This is a genomic window from Lacticaseibacillus sp. 30, from assembly GCF_053819265.1.
The window spans coordinates 64,105-88,857 of sequence record NZ_JBSOQX010000013.1; the positions used below are offsets into that span (position 1 = coordinate 64,105).

Annotated in this window: 9 protein-coding genes and 6 tRNA genes; 1 reads left to right on the top strand and 14 read right to left on the bottom strand. The window is 48.1% G+C overall.

All coding sequences use genetic code 11. The features are described from left to right. Positions 1-123 precede the first annotated feature (123 nt). From fusA to ACWPAB_RS09825, 4 genes are all read right to left on the bottom strand, one after another. Positions 124-2,226 (bottom strand): elongation factor G, encoded by a 2,103-nt coding sequence (gene fusA / locus ACWPAB_RS09810; RefSeq protein ID WP_003585667.1) that lies wholly within the window; start codon positions 2,224-2,226, stop codon positions 124-126. Positions 2,227-2,315: 89 nt separating this feature from the next. Next, positions 2,316-2,786: a 30S ribosomal protein S7 gene (rpsG, locus tag ACWPAB_RS09815; RefSeq protein WP_003567577.1), complete on the bottom strand. Its 471-nt coding sequence runs from the start codon at positions 2,784-2,786 to the stop codon at positions 2,316-2,318. Between the two features lie 197 nt (positions 2,787-2,983). Next, positions 2,984-3,400 (bottom strand): 30S ribosomal protein S12, encoded by a 417-nt coding sequence (gene rpsL / locus ACWPAB_RS09820; RefSeq protein ID WP_003567580.1) that lies wholly within the window; start codon positions 3,398-3,400, stop codon positions 2,984-2,986. 731 nt (positions 3,401-4,131) lie between these two features. Continuing rightward, positions 4,132-12,309 (bottom strand): SpaA isopeptide-forming pilin-related protein, encoded by an 8,178-nt coding sequence (locus ACWPAB_RS09825; RefSeq protein ID WP_016382006.1) that lies wholly within the window; start codon positions 12,307-12,309, stop codon positions 4,132-4,134. A 387-nt stretch (positions 12,310-12,696) separates the two neighbouring features. On the opposite strand from ACWPAB_RS09825, the gene ACWPAB_RS09830 reads away from it, so the two are divergent. Next, positions 12,697-13,191: a family A24A prepilin peptidase gene (locus ACWPAB_RS09830; RefSeq protein WP_003576428.1), complete on the top strand. Its 495-nt coding sequence runs from the start codon at positions 12,697-12,699 to the stop codon at positions 13,189-13,191. A gap of 190 nt (positions 13,192-13,381) precedes the next feature. Here ACWPAB_RS09830 and rpoC read toward each other — a convergent pair whose 3' ends face one another. The 10 genes from rpoC to ACWPAB_RS09880 form a co-directional block, all read right to left on the bottom strand. Then, positions 13,382-17,044: a DNA-directed RNA polymerase subunit beta' gene (gene rpoC, locus ACWPAB_RS09835; RefSeq protein ID WP_003567586.1), complete on the bottom strand. Its 3,663-nt coding sequence runs from the start codon at positions 17,042-17,044 to the stop codon at positions 13,382-13,384. A 12-nt stretch (positions 17,045-17,056) separates the two neighbouring features. After that, positions 17,057-20,656, bottom strand: coding sequence for a DNA-directed RNA polymerase subunit beta (gene rpoB / locus ACWPAB_RS09840; protein WP_003567588.1), 3,600 nt, complete (start codon positions 20,654-20,656; stop codon positions 17,057-17,059). Positions 20,657-20,985: 329 nt separating this feature from the next. Continuing rightward, the gene (locus ACWPAB_RS09845; protein ID WP_003585669.1) at positions 20,986-23,493 is read right to left on the bottom strand and encodes an ATP-dependent Clp protease ATP-binding subunit; all 2,508 of its coding nucleotides are present in this window, start codon (positions 23,491-23,493) and stop codon (positions 20,986-20,988) included. 39 nt (positions 23,494-23,532) lie between these two features. Next, complete coding sequence (locus ACWPAB_RS09850) at positions 23,533-24,000, bottom strand: CtsR family transcriptional regulator (protein WP_003567591.1); 468 nt, start codon at positions 23,998-24,000, stop codon at positions 23,533-23,535. A 125-nt stretch (positions 24,001-24,125) separates the two neighbouring features. After that, a tRNA-Pro gene (locus tag ACWPAB_RS09855) sits at positions 24,126-24,199 on the bottom strand. A gap of 4 nt (positions 24,200-24,203) precedes the next feature. Further along, positions 24,204-24,275 (bottom strand) — tRNA-Gly (locus ACWPAB_RS09860). Between the two features lie 49 nt (positions 24,276-24,324). Continuing rightward, a tRNA-Arg gene (locus ACWPAB_RS09865) sits at positions 24,325-24,398 on the bottom strand. An 11-nt stretch (positions 24,399-24,409) separates the two neighbouring features. Beyond that, positions 24,410-24,495: transfer RNA gene (locus ACWPAB_RS09870), tRNA-Leu, on the bottom strand. Between the two features lie 11 nt (positions 24,496-24,506). Further along, a tRNA-Gly gene (locus ACWPAB_RS09875) sits at positions 24,507-24,578 on the bottom strand. A 75-nt stretch (positions 24,579-24,653) separates the two neighbouring features. Then, positions 24,654-24,736: transfer RNA gene (locus ACWPAB_RS09880), tRNA-Leu, on the bottom strand. Between the last annotated feature and the right edge of the window lie 17 nt (positions 24,737-24,753).

The window sequence follows — 24,753 nt, forward strand, 5'->3', positions numbered from 1 at the left end:
GCCCAGCAATCAGGTTCACGATTTTCATGCTTATTTCCGGATTTTGACTTCTGGCACACTTTTAGAAAAAAACGACGATGCCTAAAAGGCATCGTCGTTCATGCAGCTGGTAACAATCAAAGACTAGTCTTTGGTTGCGACGCCGCCGCCATTTTTCTTGATGATTTCTGCTTGAATGCTCTTTGGAACAGCTTCGTAGTGGTCAAAGGTCATGGTAAACGTACCACGGCCTTGGGTAGCACTACGCAAGGTGGTTGCATAACCGAACATTTCGGCAAGCGGCACCATGGAGTTAACCAATTGGGCATTCCCGCGGGCTTCCATCCCTTCAACGCGACCACGACGAGCCGTGATTTGTCCCATAACATCGCCAAGATATTCTTCAGGGGCAACCACTTCAACGTGCATGATCGGTTCAAGGATAACCGCGCCAGCACTCTTCGAGGCATTCTTCAACGCCATAGAAGCAGCCACTTTGAAGGCAGCTTCAGAAGAATCGACTTCATGGTAAGAACCATCATAAAGCTTAGCCTTAACGTCGATTAATGGATAACCGGCGAGGACACCATTGGCCATGGCTTCCTTCAGACCTTGCTCAACAGCTGGGATGTATTCACGAGGAACAACACCACCGACAATGGCATTTTCAAATTCAAAGCCTTTGCCTTCTTCGTTTGGACTGAATTCAATCCAAACATCACCATACTGACCTTTACCACCAGACTGACGAACGAACTTACCTTGCGCGGAAGTTTCTTTAGTGAAGGTTTCGCGATAAGCAACTTGTGGTTCACCAACCTTAGCAGCAACCTTGAATTCACGCTTCAGACGATCAACCATGATGTCCAAATGTAATTCGCCCATGCCAGCGATTAATGTTTCGCCAGTTTCAGGGTTGGTTTCAGCTTTGAATGTTGGATCTTCTTCAGAAAGCTTTTGTAAGCCGACATCCAGCTTATCTTGGTCTTCTTTAGAGTCAGGTTCGATGGAAACTTGGATAACCGGATCAGGCACATCCAGAGATTCAAGAATCAGCGGGTGGTCAACATCAGTCAAGGAATCACCAGTAGTGGTGTTCTTGAGACCGATAGCAGCCGCGATATCACCAGAGAAAACTTCAGGGATTTCTTCACGGTGATTACTGTGCATTTGCAACAGACGACCAACACGTTCGCGGTTATCTTTAGTTGCGTTCAGCACGTAAGAACCGGCTTCAAGCGTCCCACTATAAACCCGGATGTAGGTTAGACGGCCAACGAACGGGTCAGTCGCAACCTTGAAGGCCAAGGCAGCAAACGGCTTGTCGTCGCCAGCGGTCAATTCAACTGCATCGCCAGTGTCAGGATCGGTCGCATGATATGGCCGAACATCAAGTGGTGATGGCAAGTAATCAATCACAGCATCCAACAACATCTGAACACCCTTGTTCTTGAAGGCAGAACCAGCCAAAACTGGGTAGAATTCCAAGTTGATGGTTGCTTTACGGATCGCAGCCTTCAATTCAGCATTGGAAATCTCTTCACCTTCAAGGTACTTGTCCATGATGCCGTCGTCAACGTCAGCAACGGCTTCGATCAAGTCGTTATGCGCTTTTTGAGCAGCTTCCTTGTAGTCATCCGGAACATCTACAGTGTCCCACTTGGTACCCAATTCATCTTCGTCATACAAATCGGCCTTCATTTCGATCAGGTCAATGACCCCTTCGAACTTATCTTCGGCACCGATCGGCATCTGAACGGCGTGAGCGTTAGCCTGAAGCCGATCATGCAATGTCGTCATCGAATAATCGAAGTCGGCACCGATCTTATCCATTTTGTTGACGAAAACCAACCGCGGAACGCCGTATGTCGTTGCTTGACGCCAAACGTTTTCGGTCTGCGGCTCAACACCGGATTGGGCATCCAAAACGGTGATCGCACCATCCAGCACACGCAGGGAACGTTCAACTTCAATCGTGAAGTCCACGTGTCCTGGGGTGTCAATGATATTGACCCGGTGATCCTTCCAGAAAGCCGTAGTAGCAGCACTGGTGATGGTGATCCCACGTTCCTGTTCCTGTGGCATCCAGTCCATCTGTGAAGCTCCTTCATGAGTTTCACCGATTTTATGAATTTTACCGGTATAATACAAAATCCGTTCAGTCGTGGTCGTTTTACCGGCATCGATGTGAGCCATGATCCCGATATTACGGGTACGGTCTAACGGAAATTCACGTTTGTTGGCCATGTGGCGTATTGCTCCTCTCTTGTTTCAACTGGCTTTATACAAAGAATGGCTACTATATACCAAGCCGCGGATATAATAGCCAAATCATCTTACCAACGATAATGTGCAAATGCCCGGTTGGCATCTGCCATCTTGTGGGTATCTTCACGCTTCTTCACTGCGGCACCGGTGTTGTTAGCGGCGTCCATGATTTCTTTAGCCAAGCGTTCGTCCATCGTATGTTCACCGCGTTGACGGGAATACTGAACGATCCACCGTAGGCCCAAGGTGGTCCGACGATCCGGACGAACTTCGATCGGCACTTGGTAGTTAGAACCACCGATACGGCGAGCTTTAACTTCCAAGACCGGCATAACGTTTTTCATTGCTTCTTCAAAAACGTCCAATGGTTCGTTCCCGGTTTGTTTCTTAATCATATCAAATGCATCATATAAAATAGTTGATGCCTTCCCGCGCTTACCATCAATCATTAAGTGGTTGATCAAGCGAGTTACCAGCTTTGAATTGTAAACTGGATCAGGTAAAACATCACGTTTTGCGACACTGCCTTTACGTGGCATGCACTTTGCCTCCTCTTAAACGCGCTCGCTGACGCAAAAACCTGCACATAAGGACCTTGGTCGCAATGGTCAAAAACCGACCATCACGCCTAAGCCCACTTATGCTCCGGTTTCTACCGCGCCAGCTCACGCTCTGTCTATACCGCACATAGCGGATCTAAAAATTTTTAATAGCGATCTTTAATGTTGATCGTGAATTACTTCTTCTTAGGGCGCTTTGCACCGTACTTGGAGCGACCCTGCATCCGGCCGTCAACACCAGCCGTATCAAGCGCACCACGAACAATGTGATAACGAACCCCTGGCAAGTCCTTAACACGGCCGCCACGGATCAAGACAACACTATGTTCTTGCAAGTTATGGCCAATACCCGGAATGTAAGCTGTCACTTCAATTAAGTTAGACAGACGAACACGGGCATATTTCCGCAATGCGGAGTTTGGCTTCTTCGGTGTCATGGTACCGACACGAGTTGCCACCCCACGTTTTTGCGGTGCTGGGTTATTGGTAAGGCTCTTCTTCTTGCTGTTGTAACCGAAGTTCAACGCAGGAGAGTCTGACTTGGTTGAAATTGATTTACGACCTTGGCGAACTAATTGATTAATAGTAGGCATTAAGCTTCTCCTTCCTTAATTTACATCATTTTATAAGTCCACACATCCAGGCGGTTCATTTTTTCTGATAAAAAAATGGCCAACCGAACGGCAACGGCTCTTAACCCAGTCAGCACGTCCGGGCAACCCGAATAAACTGGAAAAAAGCACCTTTGATAGTGTACTATCCTTTGCGGCTGAGTGTCAAGAGAAAAAGAAAGAGCGGGGTGACTCGCGCGACAAACTCAAATATTTGTATTAGTTCTATTTGAGTCGCGTGTTCTCGATTGTCCGAGTTGGCTACGCGGCGAGGGGGCTGGCGACCGCGAAGCTAGAGCTGTGGGCACAGCTTTGAACTCGCGCAAAGCCCGCACGATTTCAAAGTCTGGCCTTGTTCTAAAACGGGAAAACCACCCGTTTAAGAACAATATCACGGCTGAGCCCCCTCGCCGCTCCGCCAGCTCTCATGGCTCTATTCTTGAATTCATACCTTTTAAGATCAGCATCCCCCCGACTTTAGTTCCAATCAAAGAAGTGGTGAGCCGTTCTCAAATAGCAGATTCACCGGTTGTAACTAAGTTGTTACCTTTTCAATAAACACAGTTTATCAACCGCTTTAATTGGCCCCGAACGCGCCATACCCCTAACCATAACAAAATAGCTCCGCAAAGCAAGTCTCCGGCTAGAAGACTCACCTCGCGGAACTATTGTAACGTGATGCCGTTCAGTCTCGAACAGCTCGTGTCAATTGATTATGATCGCTTACGCCGCCGCAGGATCACGGTGCTGCCGGCGATGACGAGAATCACGATGCCTAAAAGGACAAGGGTAATCGCATCTCGATCACCAAAGCTGCCGAAGAGTAAGCGGCGTGACGGTTGGTCATGGCGCACATCGTTACCATTATTGCCGCCTTCTGTACTTGGCAGAACATGGCGCTGGTCGGCGATTGTCATGCGGATTGTATCACCGCTCTTAATATCAACTGCGACCGGCTTTGCGTAGTCCGGATTAATCGTGTACCCAGCCGGCGCTTTGACCTCGGTCAGCCAGTAACGACCCAGTTTCAGGTTATCAAAGGTGATCAGCCCATTGGCGTCAGTCATAAGCTCCTTGCTATAGCCTTTGTCATTTGTCAGTCGGAAAATGGCACCTGCTAAGACTTGATTGCTATCAGCAGCATCCACCTTCTTGATGACGAGTGAATTGATCTGATAGTTGGCAACCTGTACAGTAACCGGCTGCTGCTTATTCTGGCTTGCTAGCGCGCTCACGGTTTGCGTCAGGTCGGTTTGTTCTACTTTAAAGTCGATCTTATCGGTATTCAGTTCATATTTCGGCAAGGTCTTGGTTTCTTCAAAGTAGTAGTCGCCGATTGGCAAGTTAAACGGCAGGTTGATCTGCCCGACTTCATCCGTGACAAGATCCTTGGCAAGAACATTGCCATTGCTACCATATAAGTCAAAGGTAATGCCGGCCAAATGATTGCCAAAATTACCATCCGTCTTTTGCAGCTGAATGGCGCGTCTAAATTCGGGTTCGATAATCGGATCAAGAGCAACTTTTTGGTCGCCCTTGACGTTCACCTCAATCCCCTTGGCCAGATCATCTGGGATAACGTAGCCGCGTGGTGCCTGCGTTTCAACCAGCAAATACTTACCTTCATAAAGATCATGATCATTGAAGGTCACAATGCCATTCTGGTTGGTGATCGTTGTTGTCCATGCGTGACTGTGATCAACCGTGCCGTCTTCGCGATAACGATACATCGCAAATTGGGCGCCAATCATGGTCATTTTGCCCGGGAAGCGATCATCGGTTGTGGTGTCCGCCTTCTTCGTTACAATGATTTGGCCAGCCTTCTTCTGGTTAGTTGCGGTCAGCTTCAGCTGGGTTTGATCAGTCTTGATGGTGAAATCGACACTACCAGCGGCCAAACTATCTTCCCATCGTTGCTTCTGGACACCGCTTGTCGCGTTAGCTTGATCAGCAGCATCCCCTTCATAATGCTCAGGGGCTTGGGTTTCGACTAGGCGATATGAATTGTCCGGTTTCAACCCTTCGATCGCGTATTCGCCATCCTTGAGTGAGGTGTCAAAGCTGCTTGCTGCGCCAAAGGTCAATTGCCCATCAGTGTTGGTCTTCATGTCGGCCTTCAACGTTTTGTTGGTTACGGCATCCACAAGCTTATACGTCGCTCCCGGCAACAGATACTGCTTGCGTGTTGCCGCATCATCGGTCTTCTTAACCCGGTTATCGTACTTAGTTAAGGTGACTTGATAAGGATCGTCGGCAATTTGCTTGTCGATGGTGATTGGGGTCGGCGTGATCGCTGAGGATAAGGTGATCGCATGAACGGTCTTGTCCAACCGATACCCAGCTGGCGCCTTCACTTCTGTCAGCGAATAGCTGCCGAGTAAGAGATCGCCAAATGAGGCCAGCCCGTTTTCGTCAGTGGTGATGTCACGACTGTAGCCAGCACTGTTGGTCAGCCGGAAAACGGCACCCGGCAGCACATGAGCCGCGAAAGTGCGATCAACCTTTTTGACATTCAGAGTTTTGACTTGATAGTTGGTGACGTTGACTCGAATGGGTTGTTGCTTATTTTCAGTTGCTAAACTGCTGGCCGTTTGCGTTTGATCAGTCTGCTTGACTTCAAAAGCATGTTTGTCCGTATTTGGCCGATATGGCGGCAAGGTCTTCGTTTCCTGAATATAATAATGACCAACTGGCAGACTAAACGGGACATTGACTTGGCCATTTTTGTCTGTCACCAAATCCTTGGCTAACTCAGTGCCGTCTTCGCGATACAACGCGTACGTAATGCCAGCAATTGGATTACCAAAGTTACCATCGGTCTTCGCCACACTTACCGTCCGGCGGTAAACCGGTTCGGTGATGGTTGGCAGCGTTAAGGTTTGATCGCCAGTGATATCAACGTCAACGCCCTTGGCCAGTTCATCTGGAATGACATAGCCATCAGGAGCTTTCGTTTCAACCAACTGGTACTTGCCTTCATATAAATCTGAATCCTTAAAGGAGACGGTGCCGTCATTGTTAATGATGGTAGCGTCCCATGACCGGCTGCGATCAACTTTGCCAGCTTCGTCATAACGATAAAGCTTAAATTCAGCGCCAGTCATTGGTTGACGATCAGGGAAGTGATCATCCTTGATGGTTTCAGCTTGTTTCTTAAGATCCAGCTGACCCGGTTTCTTTTGGTTCGTTGCGGTCAGCTTCACTTGCGTCTGATCAGTCTTGATAGTGAAATCAACACTGCCAGCCGCTAAGCTGTCTTTCCACGCCTGTTTCTGGGTGCCGCTTGTCGCGTTGGCTTGGTCAGCAGCATCCCCTTCATAATGTTCAGGAGCTTCCGTTTCGACTAGGCGATATGAGGTATCCGGCTTCAACCCTTCGATTGCGTATTCGCCATCCTTGAGCGGTGAATCAAAACTGCTTGCCGCGCCAAAGGTCAGTTGGCCATCAGCATTGGTCTTCATGTCGGCCTTTAAGGTCTTGTTGGCCGCCACGTCGACAAGTTTGTATACTGCGTTTGGTAACAGATACTTCTTTTGACTCGCCGGATCATCCTTCTTGACGCGATTATCGTATTTCGTCAGATTAACCTGATAAGGATCGTCAGCAATCTCCTTATTAACCGTAATCGCTGTCGGCGTTTCGGCAGATGACAACGCAATTGGATACACCGTGTTGTCCAGCCGATACCCAGCCGGTGCCTTGATTTCAGTCAGCGAGTAACTGCCCAGCAACAAATCGCCAAATGAAGCAATCCCGTTTTCATCTGTCGTCACGTCGCGGCTGTAACCAGCACTATTCGTCAGCCGGAAGACGGCACCTGGCAACACATGTGCTGTGTACGTGCGATCAACCTTTTTGACATTCAGGGTTTTGACTTGATAATTAGTCACGTTGACTTTAATCGGATGCTCTTTATTCTCGGTTGCCAAATCGCCTGCCGTCTGAGTTTGATCTGTCTGTTTCACTTCAAACGGATGCTTGTCGCTGTTTGGCCGATATGGCGGTAAGCTCTTCGTTTCCTGAATATAATACTTGCCTGCTGGTAAATTAAATGGCAAGTTGACCTCACCATTTTCATCCGTGACTAAATCCTTGGCGATCTCAGTACCATCATTTTGATACAGTGCGTACGTGATACCTGCAATTGGATTGCCAAAGTTGCCATCGGTTTTAGTGACCTGCAGTGCACGGCGATACACTGGTTCCGTGATGGTCGGGAACTTCAGTGTTTCGTCACCAGTGATATTCACATCGACGCCTTTGGCCAGGTCATCGGGGATGACATAACCTTCAGGCGCTGTGGTTTCGACTAACTGATACTTACCTTCATACAAATCAGGTGAATCGAAGATAAAGGTACCATCTTGGCTAATGATCGTTGCGTCCCAAGATTTGCTTTGCTCAACCTTGCCGTCATCGCCGTAACGATAAAGCTTAAATTCGGCGCCGGTCATTGGCTGGCGATCAGGGAACTTGTCGTCAGTGATCGTTTCTGCCTGCTTCTTGATGTCCAGTTGACCAGGTTTCTTCTGGTTATACGCCGTCACTGTAGCGGACGGTGCCTTGTTAGAAATGATTGCCGCCACACTGCCGGCTTTCAGACTATCTTCCCAAACTTGTTTGTCAGGCCCGCTGGTAATTGTTGCCTGATCATGTGCATCCCCGCGATAATGATCTGGGGCTTGGGTCTCAACCAACTTGTAATTGCCTGGCTTCAAGTCTTCAAGAACGTATTCGCCATCTTTCAAGTCAGGAGTGAACTTGTCGTCAGCATACTGACCTGAAAAGCTGCTAGCCGTTCCGATGGTGATTTTGCCGTCAGCATTGGTCTTCATGCCCGACTTCAATGTTTTCTGCGTATCGGTATCCACTAAGTCATAAGTGGCGCCGGGAAGCAGATAGTGTTTGTTATCTGTTTCTGATTGGCCCTTAGCGCGGTTGTCATACTTCGACAGCGTGATCTGATAAGGCTCGTTTTCAACCGCTTCCGTTTGAATCGCCGTGCCTGTGTCGGAAGTTGCGTTCAAACGAATGGTCTGTGGTGCCAATGGCTTATACCCAGCTGGCGTACTGAGTTCCGTCAACGTATAGTCAATCCCTATTGGCAGTCCTTGGAAGGTTGCCAGTGCCTTATTCGTGGCCGCATCAAGTTTTGTGGTGGCTTCAAATGTATGGGTGCCGTCACTTAAGCGGAACTTAACGCCCGGAATTGGCGTGCCACTGACGCTATCCTTCTTTTCAACCACTAAGTTGGCTAATTGCGTGAGGGTCTCGCCGCTGATACCTGAACCCCAATAAGGCAAATACCCATTTGCGTTTGCAATTCGCGCATCAGGAGGGACACCATCACTTGGCTTTTGAGTCGTTTGGCTGCCATCCCATTCAACGCTACTCGAATTGTATGCCCATCCTGAGTTCTTGCTACTGGTGGCATAGTCGACGCTTACTTGGTAATTATTAAGTGGGCTATTGGTCTCTTGCGTCAGATTCCCAAAAGTTCGCTTAAAGGTAATCGTAAATTTATTGCCATCTAAGGCAAGGGTATAATCATCCCCTTCTTTTAACGTAATCGGATCGGCAATGCCAACCTTCAATTTCACGACAAAACTGGTGGCATTGATTTCCGCCCCAGTACCTCTTGGATCCAAGGTATCCTCAATGATTGGATTCACCATTGGCCGATATTTATCTTGGATATTGATCAGATTTACCTGCCAATTCAAGACATTTTTCAACTTGGCGTCAGCACTGACAGTTTTACTGATCGGCGTCCAATAACTTTGTGCCGACTTCGAAGCTGACGGATTGAAAGTCGGAATTGCCGTGGTCGGTTCGGTATCTGTCACAGTGGCATTGTTGGCGAAGTTAGGATCGTTATAGTTCCACTGATTGGCGCGCATCGTCTTGAAAACGACCCAAACGCGCCCCGTACCGATATTTGGAAAATCAAAATCCAATTGTTGCGCTAAATTTGGATTGTTTTTGAGCCATGTATTTGGCGTGTTGGTTGGTAACAGACTTTGCTGAGCAGCATCCTCAGCCTTAAGTGCTGTCGATGACCAACCACCGGTTCCATAATATGGACTCGTCTTGATTTCTTTAACATCTCTGGAAGTGGTTGGATCCCCACTGTTCGACGGATCAACTCCATCTGGTCCCGTGACTTCATAGAATTTAATCGAATCAGGAATCAACTCATAATTAACCCCATCAAACCGCGGCAAAATATCGGTCAGATGCATGTGACCATATGAAAGTCCAAGCTGGTTAACCAAGACACCCCAGTACTGGGTATCTGGTGCGTCACTCCAAGAATTCTTTAACGCCCCGCTAAAGGCGCCTTCTTCTGGGGTCGGGGTATTGCTACTCCCGCCGCTGGCAACGTCATCATCGCCTGGTGGCAAATCAAAGAAGAAGAAGGCCCGGTTATTTAGGGCTTTGGCCAGCGCGTCTGGGTCGTGACCAACTTGACCCAGCTTCAGCATATCCAGTTTGGTATGCGTATAAATCACAATTTGCGAATCAGTTTCAGCATACTTGTCTTTAAGCGTGACGACAAAACCACGAATGCCTTTTTCCTGACCATTCGCATTAATCGGATTGGTCTTATCTTTTTCGTTATACTGCTTCACGGCTGATTGAACGTCGGCATCTTGAGTGCTCATGTCATAATCAGTCCCCGACTTCAGCAACGTTCTTTCGCCGTCCGGATTCTGGGCGTAGACAAGAATACCGTCATTAGCGCCATCATCAACATTTTCTGAGGCACTTTCGCCGGAGATGGTGTTAATGTTATCAGCTGTTGGATCGTTGTCCAGCTTATCGACCCCATCTGGGAAAAGGTCGAAGATTTTCCCATTCTTCATGTTCCGGAAAACGCGGTTGGCGTTGATCCGCCACGTCATTTGACCATTGTAGGCATCAATCTTGCCGCCTACTTTTGTAATCCCGCTTGGCAACCTAACTGGGTAGGTCGCATGATCGTAATGATTCTTCTGATCATTCACAATATTGGTTAAGTTGTCGCCATTTTTCGGTGTGTTCTTCAGTTTCGTTTGATATTGAATCTGGAATGAAGCATTTTCCGGGAGATCACCGCCGCCAAGATACGTTAGCGTAAACTCGCCGTCGCCTTTTTCAGTGACCTTAAAGTACTGAGCGATGTCAACTTTGGAAATAATCGGGTTTGCCAAATGATCAAACGTAACTTGAAAGACTTTCAGTGACTTTGTGTCTAGGGTTTGATTGGCATCTTTCTCGATGTTGGGTTGGTCATGCTCGTCTTTCCCGCTGGTTTGCTTACCAAAGCGATCCGTTAGTGTGTCGCCAGCTTTCATGGTATCCATGCTGTAATTCCAATTAATTTTCCAGTTAAGTGCCCGGAAGTTATTCGTGACATCTCCAGTTTTGGTGATCGCCACCCCGGAATTACGCATGTCAGCGCTGCTAAAAGCATAACCATCATTTGTTTGTGAACCCGTTAGGTAACGGTGGCCTTGAACAACGGCAGTGCGCACTTTGCCAGTATCGTCTAAAGATCGATCAATCGTGCCCGTGTAATCTATCTGATATCCAGTTGTCTTTTTAAAGCCGCCTGTCAGATAAATCTTGACCGTTCGTTTGTCGTCCGATAAAACGGCATGAAAATCGCGGCCGGCATCCAACGGCTTAAGTTCTTCAGAAAAACCGCCTAGAACATTGACCGGTGCTGACGAAACCTTTAGCTTTGCCAAGTCACTATCACTAAAGGTCAACGATTTCGGATAATTCGTGCTGCCTTGTGCGGTCAGTGTTAATTCCATATCCGCATTCTTTGACCGTTTAGTGGGATCACTGTCCCACTTTGTCGGATCGGTCTTGCTGGTTTCGTTCCCATTCAAATTAAACCTTGCAGTCCCAGTAATTCCAGTTGGATTCAAATTTTGCGGCGTCACGGTCGGCTCATCCACCTCTACAGGCTTAGCATTCGATCTAAACGTGATTGGGAACTTTGTGTCCTTATCTTTCGTATGGAAAACCAGTGTTTGATTGAGTGAGTCATTAGCAGTTAAGGCTTTAAAGCTCGATGTGATACTAACCTGCCAAGAACCGTTGCTGGCATCTTTTAATAGCTTAATTCTAAGTTGGCCGGTACTGGCGTCAAAGTGATATTCTGCAACATCTCCGCTTCCCGGGAAGATGCCACCACCACTTTCAGTAAAGTCAATCTGATCTTTTGGCAAGGTCGTTGTAAAGGATGCCCCTGCCGGAAATGGCGTGCTTGTTGCCGGTAATGTAAAGGTCATCTCCATCTTGACCGTACTTTGCTGATCAACTTCCGTTCCCAGCGGCTGGTCATTACCGTCTTTCAGCGCCACCTTCGTGAAAATATTAGGCAGCTCAGTATCGACCTTTGCTTCCGGTGTCGTGCTTGGTTCAGCTTCCGGCGTCTTCGCTTCCGCTGGTTTTGCGGCAGTGCTACTGCTACTGCCACTATCAAGTGTCGCTGATGCGCGGCTCTTAAACAGTAGTGTCACATTGCCCGATGCCGTGACACTGAAATTTTTCGTCTGCTCAAGAGCTGTGTAACCGGAAACAGACTGTTTTTCGGTTGCCGTGTAATTTCCGACCGGCAAGTTTGGTACCGTCGCCTGGCCGTCCTTACTGATCTCGCTATTCGCCACTACCTGATGCGATTCATTTTGAATCTCATACTTAGCGCCGTTTAGCGGTGATCCTTGTTCATCTTGGTTCTTGATCGTGAGCGTACCAGTCACTGCCTGTGTCGGATTTTCGGCTGCAAGGGCTAGTGCTGGCGAAATCAGTTGTACAATCATGCCAAGGATCACCGTTAAGTAAATCCCCACTTTGAGCATGAAGTGCCCGGTTTTCTTGCCACCTAACTCTCTCATTTCTCTCCTCTTCCTCCTCTTTACAAACCTACTTGGTATCTCCCCCTGAGACCATTAACCTATAGTTTATGGATACATTAATTTACACTCCGCTCAATATCATTGTATAACATTTCTATAAATATTGAAGGGATTATAAAGAATATTCATTAAATATATATGCTTATGTTTATTCTTTTCGCCTAGTGGTGATTTGCTTTTAAATCCTTACATATCAGGTGTTGCAGCCAATTAAAAAATGTACTGTTAGACAGGTTTATTAAATATCGATTTTCCCAGAAGTTGACAGCGTTAACAATAGAGCTTTTTTAGCCCATTATCATCTGCTTTTTACTTGTGCAAGAAGAAAAACAAATGCGAAATCTGCTTCATGAAGAGGTGAATGCTATGCTAATAACCGTACTTTTGCTCATTGTTCTGTACTTAGTTCGCCAGCACAGCTTGGCAACCCGTTGCTTTCACTGTCTATTAGCCGTCCTCTCTGGATTAAGCATCCATACTTGGTTAACTTTTTTGCTTGCCTCAGGCTTAATCATCTTTAGCGTGGCTGACTGGCATGAGCGAACGGTTCCTTTCTTCAGCTTTACTGGTTGGTGTTTGACTTTGCTGGTTTGTTTTCCCCATGACCTTTTCGGCATGATGCTACTTGCTGTCATGATTGGCGGTTTAGCCGTTGTGTCGCAAGGGCTTGGGAGTGCGGATGTGATGTTAATTGCCTTGCTGGCCTGCGTTTTACGACTCGAGGCAGCGTTAATCGTGACACTGATTGCTTGCGGAACCGCCTGCCTGCATTGGATAGCTGCCCGTCCGCCGAGTTTGCCAATGATCAGTCATTTAGCGGCTGGTTATGCGTGCTTTGCTTTGGTCAATGGCGGACTATAACGCGCTCGCAGTCGCAGAAACCTACACGTAAGGACCTTGAAGCTCAGTGACCACCCCATGTCATTGAGCTTCAAGGCCACTTACGTCCCAGTTTCTAAACGCTCCTACTCGCGCTCACCAAAAAAGCGGCGCAAGCATCTTTTCAGATGTTTACGCCGCTTCTTTTTGGTTTAACTGTCAGTTCACGCGATTACTTTTTGTCCGTATCGCCTTGCTGGCCGTCTTTTGCTTTCATTTGCTTTTCGATGTCTGAAATCGAATAGACACTGTCGGAAACGGTGCCGACACTCTTTGGTTCTTCGTGTCGATACGTTGCCATCCCGGTACCAGCCGGAATGATCTTCCCAATGATGACATTTTCCTTCAAACCGATCAGTGGATCGTTCTTGCCGCGAATCGAGGCATCGGTCAATACCCGTGTCGTTTCCTGGAAGGAAGCGGCAGACAGGAAACTGTTGGTCTCCAAGGAAGCCTTGGTGATCCCCAGTAGAACTGGCCGGCCAGTAGCAGGGATACCGCCACTGATAATTGCCTGCGTATTCTTTTCCTTAAAGTCAGCAATATCGAGTAAGGTTCCTGGCAAGATGTTGGTGTCGCCTGGATCCATGACCCGGATCTTGCGCAGCATCTGGCGGACCATCACTTCAACGTGCTTATCGCCGATATCAACACCTTGCATACGGTAAACTTTCTGAACTTCAGAAAGCAGGTAATTTTCGGTGGCCATGACATCGCGCACTTTAATCAATTGCTTAGGATCAATCGAACCACCAGTCAGGCGTTCGCCACGATTAATGTGGTCGCCTTCAGCAACTGCCACACTGGAAGCATATGGCACGCTGTAAGTCCGGGTGTCGGTTTCACCTTTGACCGTGATTTCCCGTGTGTGCTCAGCTGGATTTTCGTCAATCGCCGTAATTTCACCGGTCACTTCCGTAATCACAGCTTCACCTTTAGGGTTACGAGCTTCAAAGATTTCCTGAACACGAGGCAGCCCTTGCGTAATATCTTCGCCACCGGCAACACCGCCAGTATGGAAGTTCCGCATGGTCAGCTGGGTACCAGGTTCACCGATAGATTGCGCAGCAACAGTCCCGACAGCTTCGCCGACTTCAACTTGTTCGCCAGTGGCCATGTTACGACCGTAGCACTTCTGGCAGACACCATGTTTGGTGTTGCAAGTGAAGACCGAACGGATCGTGACGGATTCAACCCCGGCATCCACGATCATCTGAGCAGTATCTTCGTCCATCAAGGTATTGCGCTTGACGAGCACTTCACCACTCTTCGGATCCAGCACATCCTTCATGGTGAAACGACCAACCAGTCGATCATACAACGGTTCGATCATTTCATTACCTTCACGGATAGCACTGACAACTAAGCCACGGTCGGTACCGCAGTCCTCTTCACGAACAATGACATCCTGTGCAACATCAACCAGCCGCCGAGTCAGATAACCTGAATCAGCCGTCTTCAGCGCCGTATCGGTCATCCCTTTACGAGCACCATGAGTTGACATGAACATTTCCATGACGGACAGGCCCTCACGGAAGTTCGAGATAACAGGCACTTCCATCATCCCACCGTTTGGCGCAGCCATCAGACCACGCATGCCGGCAAGCTGTGTAAAGTTAGAAATGTTACCACGAGCACCTGAATCGGACATCATCGAAATTGGGTTGTTCGGGTCAAACGAATCAACCAGCTTCTGCTGAATATCATCTTTGGCATCATTCCAGATCTGGATAACCCGATCATGCCGTTCCTCGTCGGTAATCAACCCACGACGGAACTGCTTGGAAACAGTGGCAACCTTCTTATGGGCAGCTTCGACAATTTCAGGCTTTTCCTTCAAGTTAGTAATGTCCGCGATCCCGACAGTCAAGCCAGAGTTAGTGGACTGCGTATAGCCCAAAGTCTTCATATCATCCAGCAAGTCACTGGTCCGTTGAACTTTATAGACCTTGAAGACTTGCGCAATGATGTCAGACAGGAAGCCTTTCTTGAATGGATCGATTAACGGTGCATCTTCAAGGTAGTCGTTGATGTCTTCACCCTTATCGATGAAATACTTATCCGGCACACCATTGACGATGTTATCCTGCGTCGGTTCATTCAAATATGGGAAGTCTTTCGGCATAATCTCGTTAAAGATCGCCTTACCAACACTGGTGACCATGATCTTTTGTTTCTGATCATCGGTAAACGGCTTGTCCGTAAAGGAATTAGTCGCAATCCCGATGCGGCTGTGCAAGTGGACATAACCGTTTTGCAAGGCCATCAACACTTCGTTGGTGTCCTTAAAGATCATGCCTTCACCTTCGCGGCCTTTTTGTTCCATGGTCAGGTAGTAGTTACCCAGCACAACGTCCTGTGATGGCGTAACGATTGGCTTGCCATCTTTTGGTGCCAAAATATGGTGTGCAGCCAACATCAGCATCCGTGCTTCAGCCATAGCTTCGTCAGATAGCGGTACATGGATCGCCATCTGGTCACCATCAAAGTCAGCGTTATAAGCTTCGCAGACCAGCGGGTGCAACCGGATGGACTTCCCATCAACAAGGACAGGTTCAAATGCCTGAATCCCAAGTCGATGCAAGGTAGGTGCACGGTTCAACAGCACTGGACGTTCCTTGATGACATCTTCAAGCACGTCCCAAACATCATCATCTTGGCGATCAATCTTGCGACGAGCATTTTTGATGTTGCTAGCCATGTCGCGCTTAACCAATTCGCGCATCACAAATGGCTTGAACAGTTCCAATGCCATTTCACGTGGTACACCGCATTGATAGAACTTCAGCCATGGGCCGACATCAATAACGGAACGGCCGGAGTAATCGACACGCTTACCAAGCAAGTTCTGACGGAACCGGCCTTGCTTCCCTTTCAGCATGTGTGACAGGGACTTGAGCGGGCGATTACCTGGCCCCGTAACCGGACGGCCACGACGACCATTATCAATCAAAGCATCAACCGCTTCCTGCAGCATCCGCTTTTCGTTTTGAACAATGATACTTGGCGCATTGAGATCAAGCAGGCGCTTCAACCGATTATTTCGGTTGATAACCCGTCGATACAAGTCGTTCAGATCGGAAGTGGCAAAACGGCCACCTTCAAGTTGAACCATTGGCCGCAGATCCGGTGGGATAACTGGGATCGTGTCCATGACCATCCAAGCTGGATCATTACCGGATTCCTTGAAGGCATCCAGAATATCCAACCGGCGAATCGCACGGGTCCGCTTTTGGCCTTGGGCTGACTTCAGGTCTTCCTTTAATTCGGCAACTTCTTTATCAAGCTCAACATCCTGCAACAATTCCTTGATGGCTTCAGCACCCATCTTGGCATTGAAGGTTTGACCGTATTCTTCGCGTTTTTCACGATATTCACGTTCGGTCAGGAGCTGCTTTTTCTCCATCGGCGTATCGCCAGGATCGATCACAACGTAGGACGCAAAATAAATGATCTCTTCGAGTGACCGCGGTGACATGTCCAGTACCAGACCCATCCGACTTGGGATGCCCTTGAAGTACCAGATGTGGGTAACCGGTGCGGCTAGTTCGATATGACCCATCCGCTCACGGCGAACCTTGGAACGAGTAACTTCAACACCGCAGCGATCACAAACGATTCCCTTATAACGAATCCGCTTGTACTTGCCACAGGCACATTCCCAGTCCTTGGTCGGTCCGAAGATGCGTTCATCGAACAAGCCGTCCCGCTCAGGTTTTAACGTCCGGTAGTTGATGGTCTCAGGTTTTTTAACTTCCCCATAGGACCAGCTACGGATTTTATCTGGCGAGGCTAAGCCGATTTGCATACTTTCAAACTTATTGACATCAATCAAAGGGCTAACCTCCTATTTCTTATCGTCGGTACTGTTGGCAGACTTACCGTCAGTTGCTTGTGCTGCGGCTTCGTGAGCCTTCTTTTCTTCCTGCTGAGCAGCAAACTTCGCCAAGGCATCGACAGAAACAATATCATCCTCGTCGTCGTCCATGTCCCGCAGTTCAATTTCTTTTTTATCCGCGCCAAGGACCTTCATATCCAGACCCAGTGCTTGCAATTCTTTGACAAGCACACGGAAGGATTCTGGTACACCCGGCTTAGGAATCGGTTCGCCCTTAACGATGGCTTCATAGGTCTTAACCCGGCCAACCACGTCATCGGACTTGTAAGTCAGGATTTCCTGCAAAGTATAAGCCGCGCCATAAGCTTCAAGGGCCCAAACTTCCATTTCACCAAAACGCTGACCACCAAACTGAGCTTTACCACCAAGTGGCTGTTGGGTAACTAAACTGTAAGGTCCAATGGAACGAGCATGAATCTTATCGTCAACCATGTGAGACAGTTTCATGTAGTACATGATTCCGACAGAAACACGGTTTTCGAATGGTTCACCAGTTCGACCGTCATACAAGACAGACTTACCATCAGATGCCATACCGGCTTCCTTAACGGTTGCCCACAGATCTTTATCGTTGGCGCCATCGAAAACAGGCGTTGCAACATGAATGCCCAAGTTACGTGCAGCCATCCCCAGATGCAATTCCAGCACCTGTCCGATGTTCATACGACTTGGCACACCCATTGGTGACAAGCAGATGTCAACTGGGGTACCGTCTGGCAAGTATGGCATGTCCTCTTCAGGCACAACGACGGAAACCGTCCCTTTGTTCCCGTGACGACCGGCCATCTTATCACCGACCTGAATCTTCCGCTTCTGCGTAATATAAACGCGGACCATCATATTCACACCAGGAGACAGTTCATCGCCGGCTTCACGAGTAAAGATCTTAACGTCTTGAATGATCCCGCCGCCGCCATGAGGAACCCGCAGCGAGGTGTCACGTACTTCACGTGCTTTCTCACCAAAGATCGCATGCAGTAACCGTTCTTCAGCTGACAATTCAGTAACGCCCTTAGGTGTAACCTTGCCGACCAAAATATCACCGTCACGCACTTCAGCACCGACACGAACGACACCAAATTCATCCAGATCCTTAAGGGCTTCTTCACCGACGTTTGGAATTTCACGCGTTACTTCTTCAGGTCCAAGCTTGGTGTCACGTGCTTCAGATTCATATTCTTCAATATGGATTGAGGTGTAAACATCATCTTTAACGAGTCGTTCGGAGAGCACAATCGCATCTTCGTAGTTGTACATGTTCCAAGTCATGAAGGCGATGATCGGGTTTTGTCCCAATGCCAATTCACCATTTTGCATGGCTGGTCCATCAGCGATGATTTCGTCAACATCAACATGATCGCCGATGGTCACGATTGGCCGCTGGTTGTAGTTTTTACCGGCGTTACTACGCTTGAATTTCATCAAGTTGTAGGCATCCAAGGCGCCATCTTCACGACGAACCCGAATTTGCTTAGCATCAACATATTCAACGGTACCAGCGTTATTAGCCAAAACCGCTGTCCCGGAGTCATGGGCTGCCTTGTATTCCATCCCAGTCCCAACAAGTGGGGCATGCGGATTAACCAACGGCACAGCCTGACGTTGCATGTTCGCACCCATCAAAGCACGGTTGGAGTCATCGTTTTCCAAGAAAGGAATGCAAGCCGTTGCGACCGCAACAACCTGTTTAGGCGAAACGTCCATGTAGTCAACTTTGTCTGGAGAGATTTCAATGTTGTTATCCTTGTGACGAGCCAGGACGGTTTCGTCAACAAAGGAACCATCGTCGTTCAAAGGCGAGTTCGCCTGCGCAACGATGTAGTTATCTTCTTCATCGGCAGTCAAATAGTCGATTTTGTCGGTAACTTTATGCGTATCCCAAGAAACACGACGATATGGCGTTTCAATAAAACCATAAGGATTAACAACCGCATAAGAAGCAAGACTGTTAATCAACCCGATGTTCGGGCCTTCAGGCGTTTCAATCGGACACATACGGCCATAATGGGTGTAGTGAACGTCCCGGACTTCATAACCGGCACGGTCACGCGTCAACCCACCAGGTCCAAGAGCAGACAGACGACGCTTATGCGTTAACTCACCAAGCGGATTCGTCTGATCCATAAACTGCGACAGTTGGGAACTGCCGAAGAATTCCTTGATAGAAGCTACAACTGGCCGAATGTTGATCAATTGTTGCGGTGTTACCGTAGCGGTATCTTGAATGGACATCCGCTCACGGACAACACGTTCCATCCGAGAAAGCCCGATCCGGAATTGGTTTTGCAACAGTTCACCAACGGAACGAATCCGCCGGTTACCCAAGTGATCAATGTCATCAATTGAACCCAAGCCTTCCTGAAGATTCAGGAAGTAGTTCATTGATGCCAAAACATCAGCGGGGACGATGTGTTTCACTTTTTTACCAATATGACCATTACCAATCAAATTGATTTCTTTATCAGGGGTCACTTGTGAGTATACTTTGATACTCTGTAATTCGATCGGATCAGTGACAACGCCTTGATCGGAAGGTTGGTAGGTGATGGTCTTGAAATCATCGCGGTCAAGATATGGTGCCAACTTGTCCATCACTTGACGATCAACCTTGGTGCCCTTTTGCGCAATGACTTCACCAGTATCAGGATCGGCCAGTGTTTCTGCCAAAACCTGATTCAAAAGCCGGGTCTTAAGGCTCAGTTTCTTATTCACTTTGTAACGACCAACCGAAGCAAGATCATAACGCTTCGGGTCGAAGAAGCGGGCATACAAAAGAGACCGCGATGAATCGGCTGTTTTTGGTTCGCCAGGACGTAGACGTTCGTAGATATCCTTCAACGCTTCGTCCGTACGGGAATCATCCGTATTCTTATGCACATCTTTTTCAAGCGTAAGCATCAAGGAATCATTGTCACCAAACATGTTGATAATGTCTTGATCGGAACCGAAGCCCAACGCCCGAACCAATTCGGTCAGCGGAATCTTCCGTGTCCGATCGATTCGGACATACGCGATATCTTTGGCGTCAGTTTCATATTCAAGCCAAGCGCCCCGGTTAGGAATCACGGTTGTGCCATAAGTGACACGTGAGTTCTTGTCTGTTTCGCTATGGAAATAAACGCCAGGTGAACGGACCAACTGAGAAACGATGACCCGTTCGGCACCATTAATAATAAACGTCCCTTGTTTGGTCATCAGCGGGAAGTCGCCAAAGAACACATCTTGGCTCTTAATCTCGCCTGTTTCATGGTTGGTTAAACGCAAGGTCACATGCAACGGTGCAGAGTAGTTTGCATCGTGTTGGCGTGCTTCCTCAACAGTATATTTTGGTTCCAGCAGTTGATAGCCGACAAATTCCAGTGACAGTTTCCCTTGAAAGTCATCGATCGGCATAATATCGTCGAACATTTCTTTGAGACCTTCATCGAGGAACCATTGGTAAGAATTCGTTTGGATCTCGATCAGATTAGGAAGATCCAAAACTTCCTTGATCCGGGCATAGGACCGGCGTGTCCGGTGCTTACCATAATTCACTAAGTGTCCTGCCAAATTATTCACCCCTTGTAAGATTTTCCGGCTCAGGTTGATTGTAAAAATAATGTAAATATTGTTAAGTTTACATGACAACGACCATCCCGCAGACATTTTGAGCAAAAAAAAACCAAAAACAGATCGACCTTCAACCAGCCTGCTGTTTTTGCTTTTTCATTAGCCAGAACGGACAATAGATCGTCCTGACAGCCTGTCCAAACCGAAATGCGATTAGATTCATAATACGCGTATCAATCAACGATGTCAAGCGGAGGTTGATCCGTGCTGCGCAAGCAAAGCCAAAAAGAAATCGCAGCCTAACAGCCGCGATTTCTTCATTATCAACACTAGGCTTTAACGGGTTCTTTTGAAGCACCGTTTTCTTTTTGCTTGCCTTTGTTCTCTTTAACAGTAAATGTCAGCTTGCCTTTTTTAGCACCGATTTGGATCAAGTCACCGGTTTTAGCTTGGCCTGTCAATAAGAGTTCACTTAACTGATCTTCGACACCGGTTTGCAGTGCCCGCCGAATTGGACGTGCACCGTACTCTGGATCGAAGCCGGCAGCGGCGACAGCGTCAATACCGGCTGGGGTAATTTTAACGTCAATCCCTTGATCCTTAATGCGACTAAGCACTGTCTTCGTCATGATCTTAACGATTTCATGCAGCTCAGCCTTGTTGAGACTGTGGAAGACCACGGTTTCATCAATTCGGTTAAGGAATTCTGGTCGGAACGCTTTTTTAAGTTCGTCCAGCATCCGGCTCTTCATGGCATTAAAGTCAGCTTGTGGATCCTTGGCACCAAAGCCAACAGTCTTATCGTCACGGATAGCGGTTGCGCCGATGTTACTGGTCATGATCAAAATCGTGTTACGGAAATCAACCCGCCGACCCTTCGAATCGGTTAAATAGCCATCATCCAGCACCTGCAGCAAAATGTTAAAGACATCTGGATGCGCCTTTTCAACTTCGTCCAACAACACAACCGAGTAAGGCTTGTTGCGGACTTTTTCGGTTAGTTGACCGCCTTCGTCGTAACCAACGTAACCAGGGGCCGCGCCGATCAACCGACTGGTACTAAATTTCTCCATGTACTCAGACATATCAACCCGGATCATGGCATCTTCAGAACCAAACATTGCCTCGGCTAACGCCTTAGCCAGCTCCGTTTTCCCAACACCTGTCGGCCCGAGGAACATGAAGGACCCAATTGGCCGCGTCGGATCTTTCAAACCAGAACGAGCACGCCGGATAGCACGCGCAACAGCGGAAACTGCTTCGTCTTGGCCAACAACCCGCTCATGCAGGATCTTCTCCAAATTAACCAACCGATCGGATTCTTTTTTCTGCAACTGGGTGACTGGCACACCGGTCCATTGAGAAACCACTTCTGCCACATCGTCGCCCGTCACTTTAATGTCAGTTCGAACGCCACTTTCATTAACTGGTTCAGGCGTGTCGGCCAACTTCGTTTTTAAATCAGCTTCCTGAGTCCGAATGTTCGCAGCCGTTTCGAAATCTTGATGGTCAATAGCGTCTTCTTTATCAGCTACCAGCTTGGCCAGTTCATCCTGAAGCTTGTCGGCCTTCGTCTCAACATTGGCCTTGTCCAAGCGAACCTTCGCCGCACTTTCGTCAACTAGATCAATTGCCTTGTCAGGCAAGAACCGAGTCGTGATGTACCGTGATGACAAAACCACCGCCTGATGCAGCGCTTCGTCAGTAATCGTGACACCGTGATGCGCCTCATAACGAGGACGCAAGCCCTTCAAAATTTGTTCAGCTTCTTCTTCAGTTGGTTCGTCGACTTGAATCGTCGCAAACCGCCGCTCCAAAGCAGCATCTTTTTCAATATACTTTTGATATTCATCTAAGGTCGTGGCACCGATCAATTGTAATTCACCACGAGCTAATGCCGGTTTCAAAATATTGGAAGCATCAATAGCGCCTTCTGCGCCGCCAGCACCGATCAAAGTATGCAATTCATCAATGAACAAAATGACATTGCCATCTTTATAAATTTCATCAATGATCTTCTTCAGCCGATCTTCAAACTCACCACGATACTTGGTACCGGCGACAAGTGAGCCCATATCAAGCATCATCAAACGCTTGTTGACCATGTCATCCGGCACTTTACCAGACACAATTTTCTCAGCAAAGCCTTCTGCAATTGCAGTTTTACCAACACCAGGTTCGCCAATCAGTACAGGGTTGTTCTTTGTCCGCCGTGCCAGAATCTGGATCAGCCGCCGTACTTCTTTGTCACGCCCAACAACCGGATCCATCCGATTCTCGCGCGCCATTTGGGTCAAATCTCGCGCCAAACCATCTAGCGTTGGCGTACCTTGTCCATCTTGACGAGCACCGCCACGTGCCATTGGGCGACGCTTTGCTGCAGTGTCCGCAATCCCCATCTTCTTGAAAACCATCTGACGCGTCTTCGAAAGACTGAGACCAAGGTTTTGCAAAATCCGTGCTGCCAAGATGTCATCTTCACGTAGCAAGCCAAGCAAAACGTGCTCGGTACCGATCTTTAAAGCACCTAACCGTTTTGCTTCGTCACCTGCAAACGCCAAAATCTCTTTACCTTTTGGTGAGTAAGGCAAATAACTATCACTAGCTTGACCAGCGGCATCAACAGTCCCATACCCTGTGAAGCGCTCGATCTCGTCATGGACATCATTTTCAGTGACCCCTAACTGACGCAGCGTCTTACCAGCGATACCATCTTTTTCCATGACCAGTGCCATGAGCAAATGTTCTGTCCCAACAGCATGATGATGGAAGTACTTCGCTTGTTCCTGGGCTAAAAGCAATACATTTTTAGCACTAGGGGTAAATAAGTTGTCCATAAGCACGCTCCCTTTTTTAAAAACTGATGATAAACTGTTTCATCTTTCATACCGCAAACGATCCAAAAATGCAAGGAACAAACGCGATCGTAGATGCTCTTCTGCCCCTTGGTCGAAGATGCCCAACGTCTCATGATCCATCACCGCGAGCATCAGGTTGCCAGACTGGCGGGCGATCAACCCGTTATCAAACAATTCCTGAATCAAATCTCGGGCATCCCGCATCCGCAAACGACTTGGAATATGCTGTCGCATGATCTGAATGAGATCCTGATCATCTGTCAATTTGACCTTCACGATTCGAATATAGCCACCGCCACCACGTTTGCTCTCTACGATATAACCGCGAGCAGGTGTGAATCTGGTTTTGATCACATAATTGATCTGTGAAGGTACGCAATTGAAACGACGAGCAATTTCAGCGCGTCTGATTTCAACAGCCGCTTCTTGCGCCAATATCGTTTTTAGATAGGTTTCAATGATGTCCGAAATGTTCTCACGCTGCATGTCATTCAATCCTTTTTGACTTTGACCAATCTTGACTATTACACATTATACTGACATCTGTCCGTTTATACAAATTTATGACTTTGAACGCAAAAAAAAGACCACGACTATTCGTGATCCAAGAATCGGGAAGACAAGATTCGAACTTGCGACCCCTACGTCCCGAACGTAGTGCTCTACCAAGCTGAGCTACTTCCCGAGGAAGCGGAAGACGGGATTCGAACCCGCGACCCCCACCATGGCAAGGTGATGTTCTACCACTGAACTACTTCCGCATTCCGAGTATTTAGTTCTAATCGGCGCCAGCTTAGTAGCGGTCGATGATGCACCCAGTAGGAGTCGAACCTACAACCTTCTGATTCGTAGTCAGACACTCTATCCAATTGCGCTATGGGTGCATTCAACAAAATGCCGAGGACCGGGATCGAACCGGTACGGTCATCACTGACCGCAGGATTTTAAGTCCTGTGCGTCTGCCAATTCCGCCACCCCGGCATAAAGTGAAAAGCGGAAGACGGGATTCGAACCCGCGACCCCCACCATGGCAAGGTGATGTTCTACCACTGAACTACTTCCGCATACCGCATATTCAATTATTGAGACCGGGGAGAAAAAACCACCTATTGGAACCGAGCTTTTACTTCACAGTACAATGCGGGTGAAGGGACTCGAACCCCCACGGTCAAAAACCACTAGAACCTAAATCTAGCGCGTCTGCCAGTTCCGCCACACCCGCAAAAGGTGGGTTAAAAA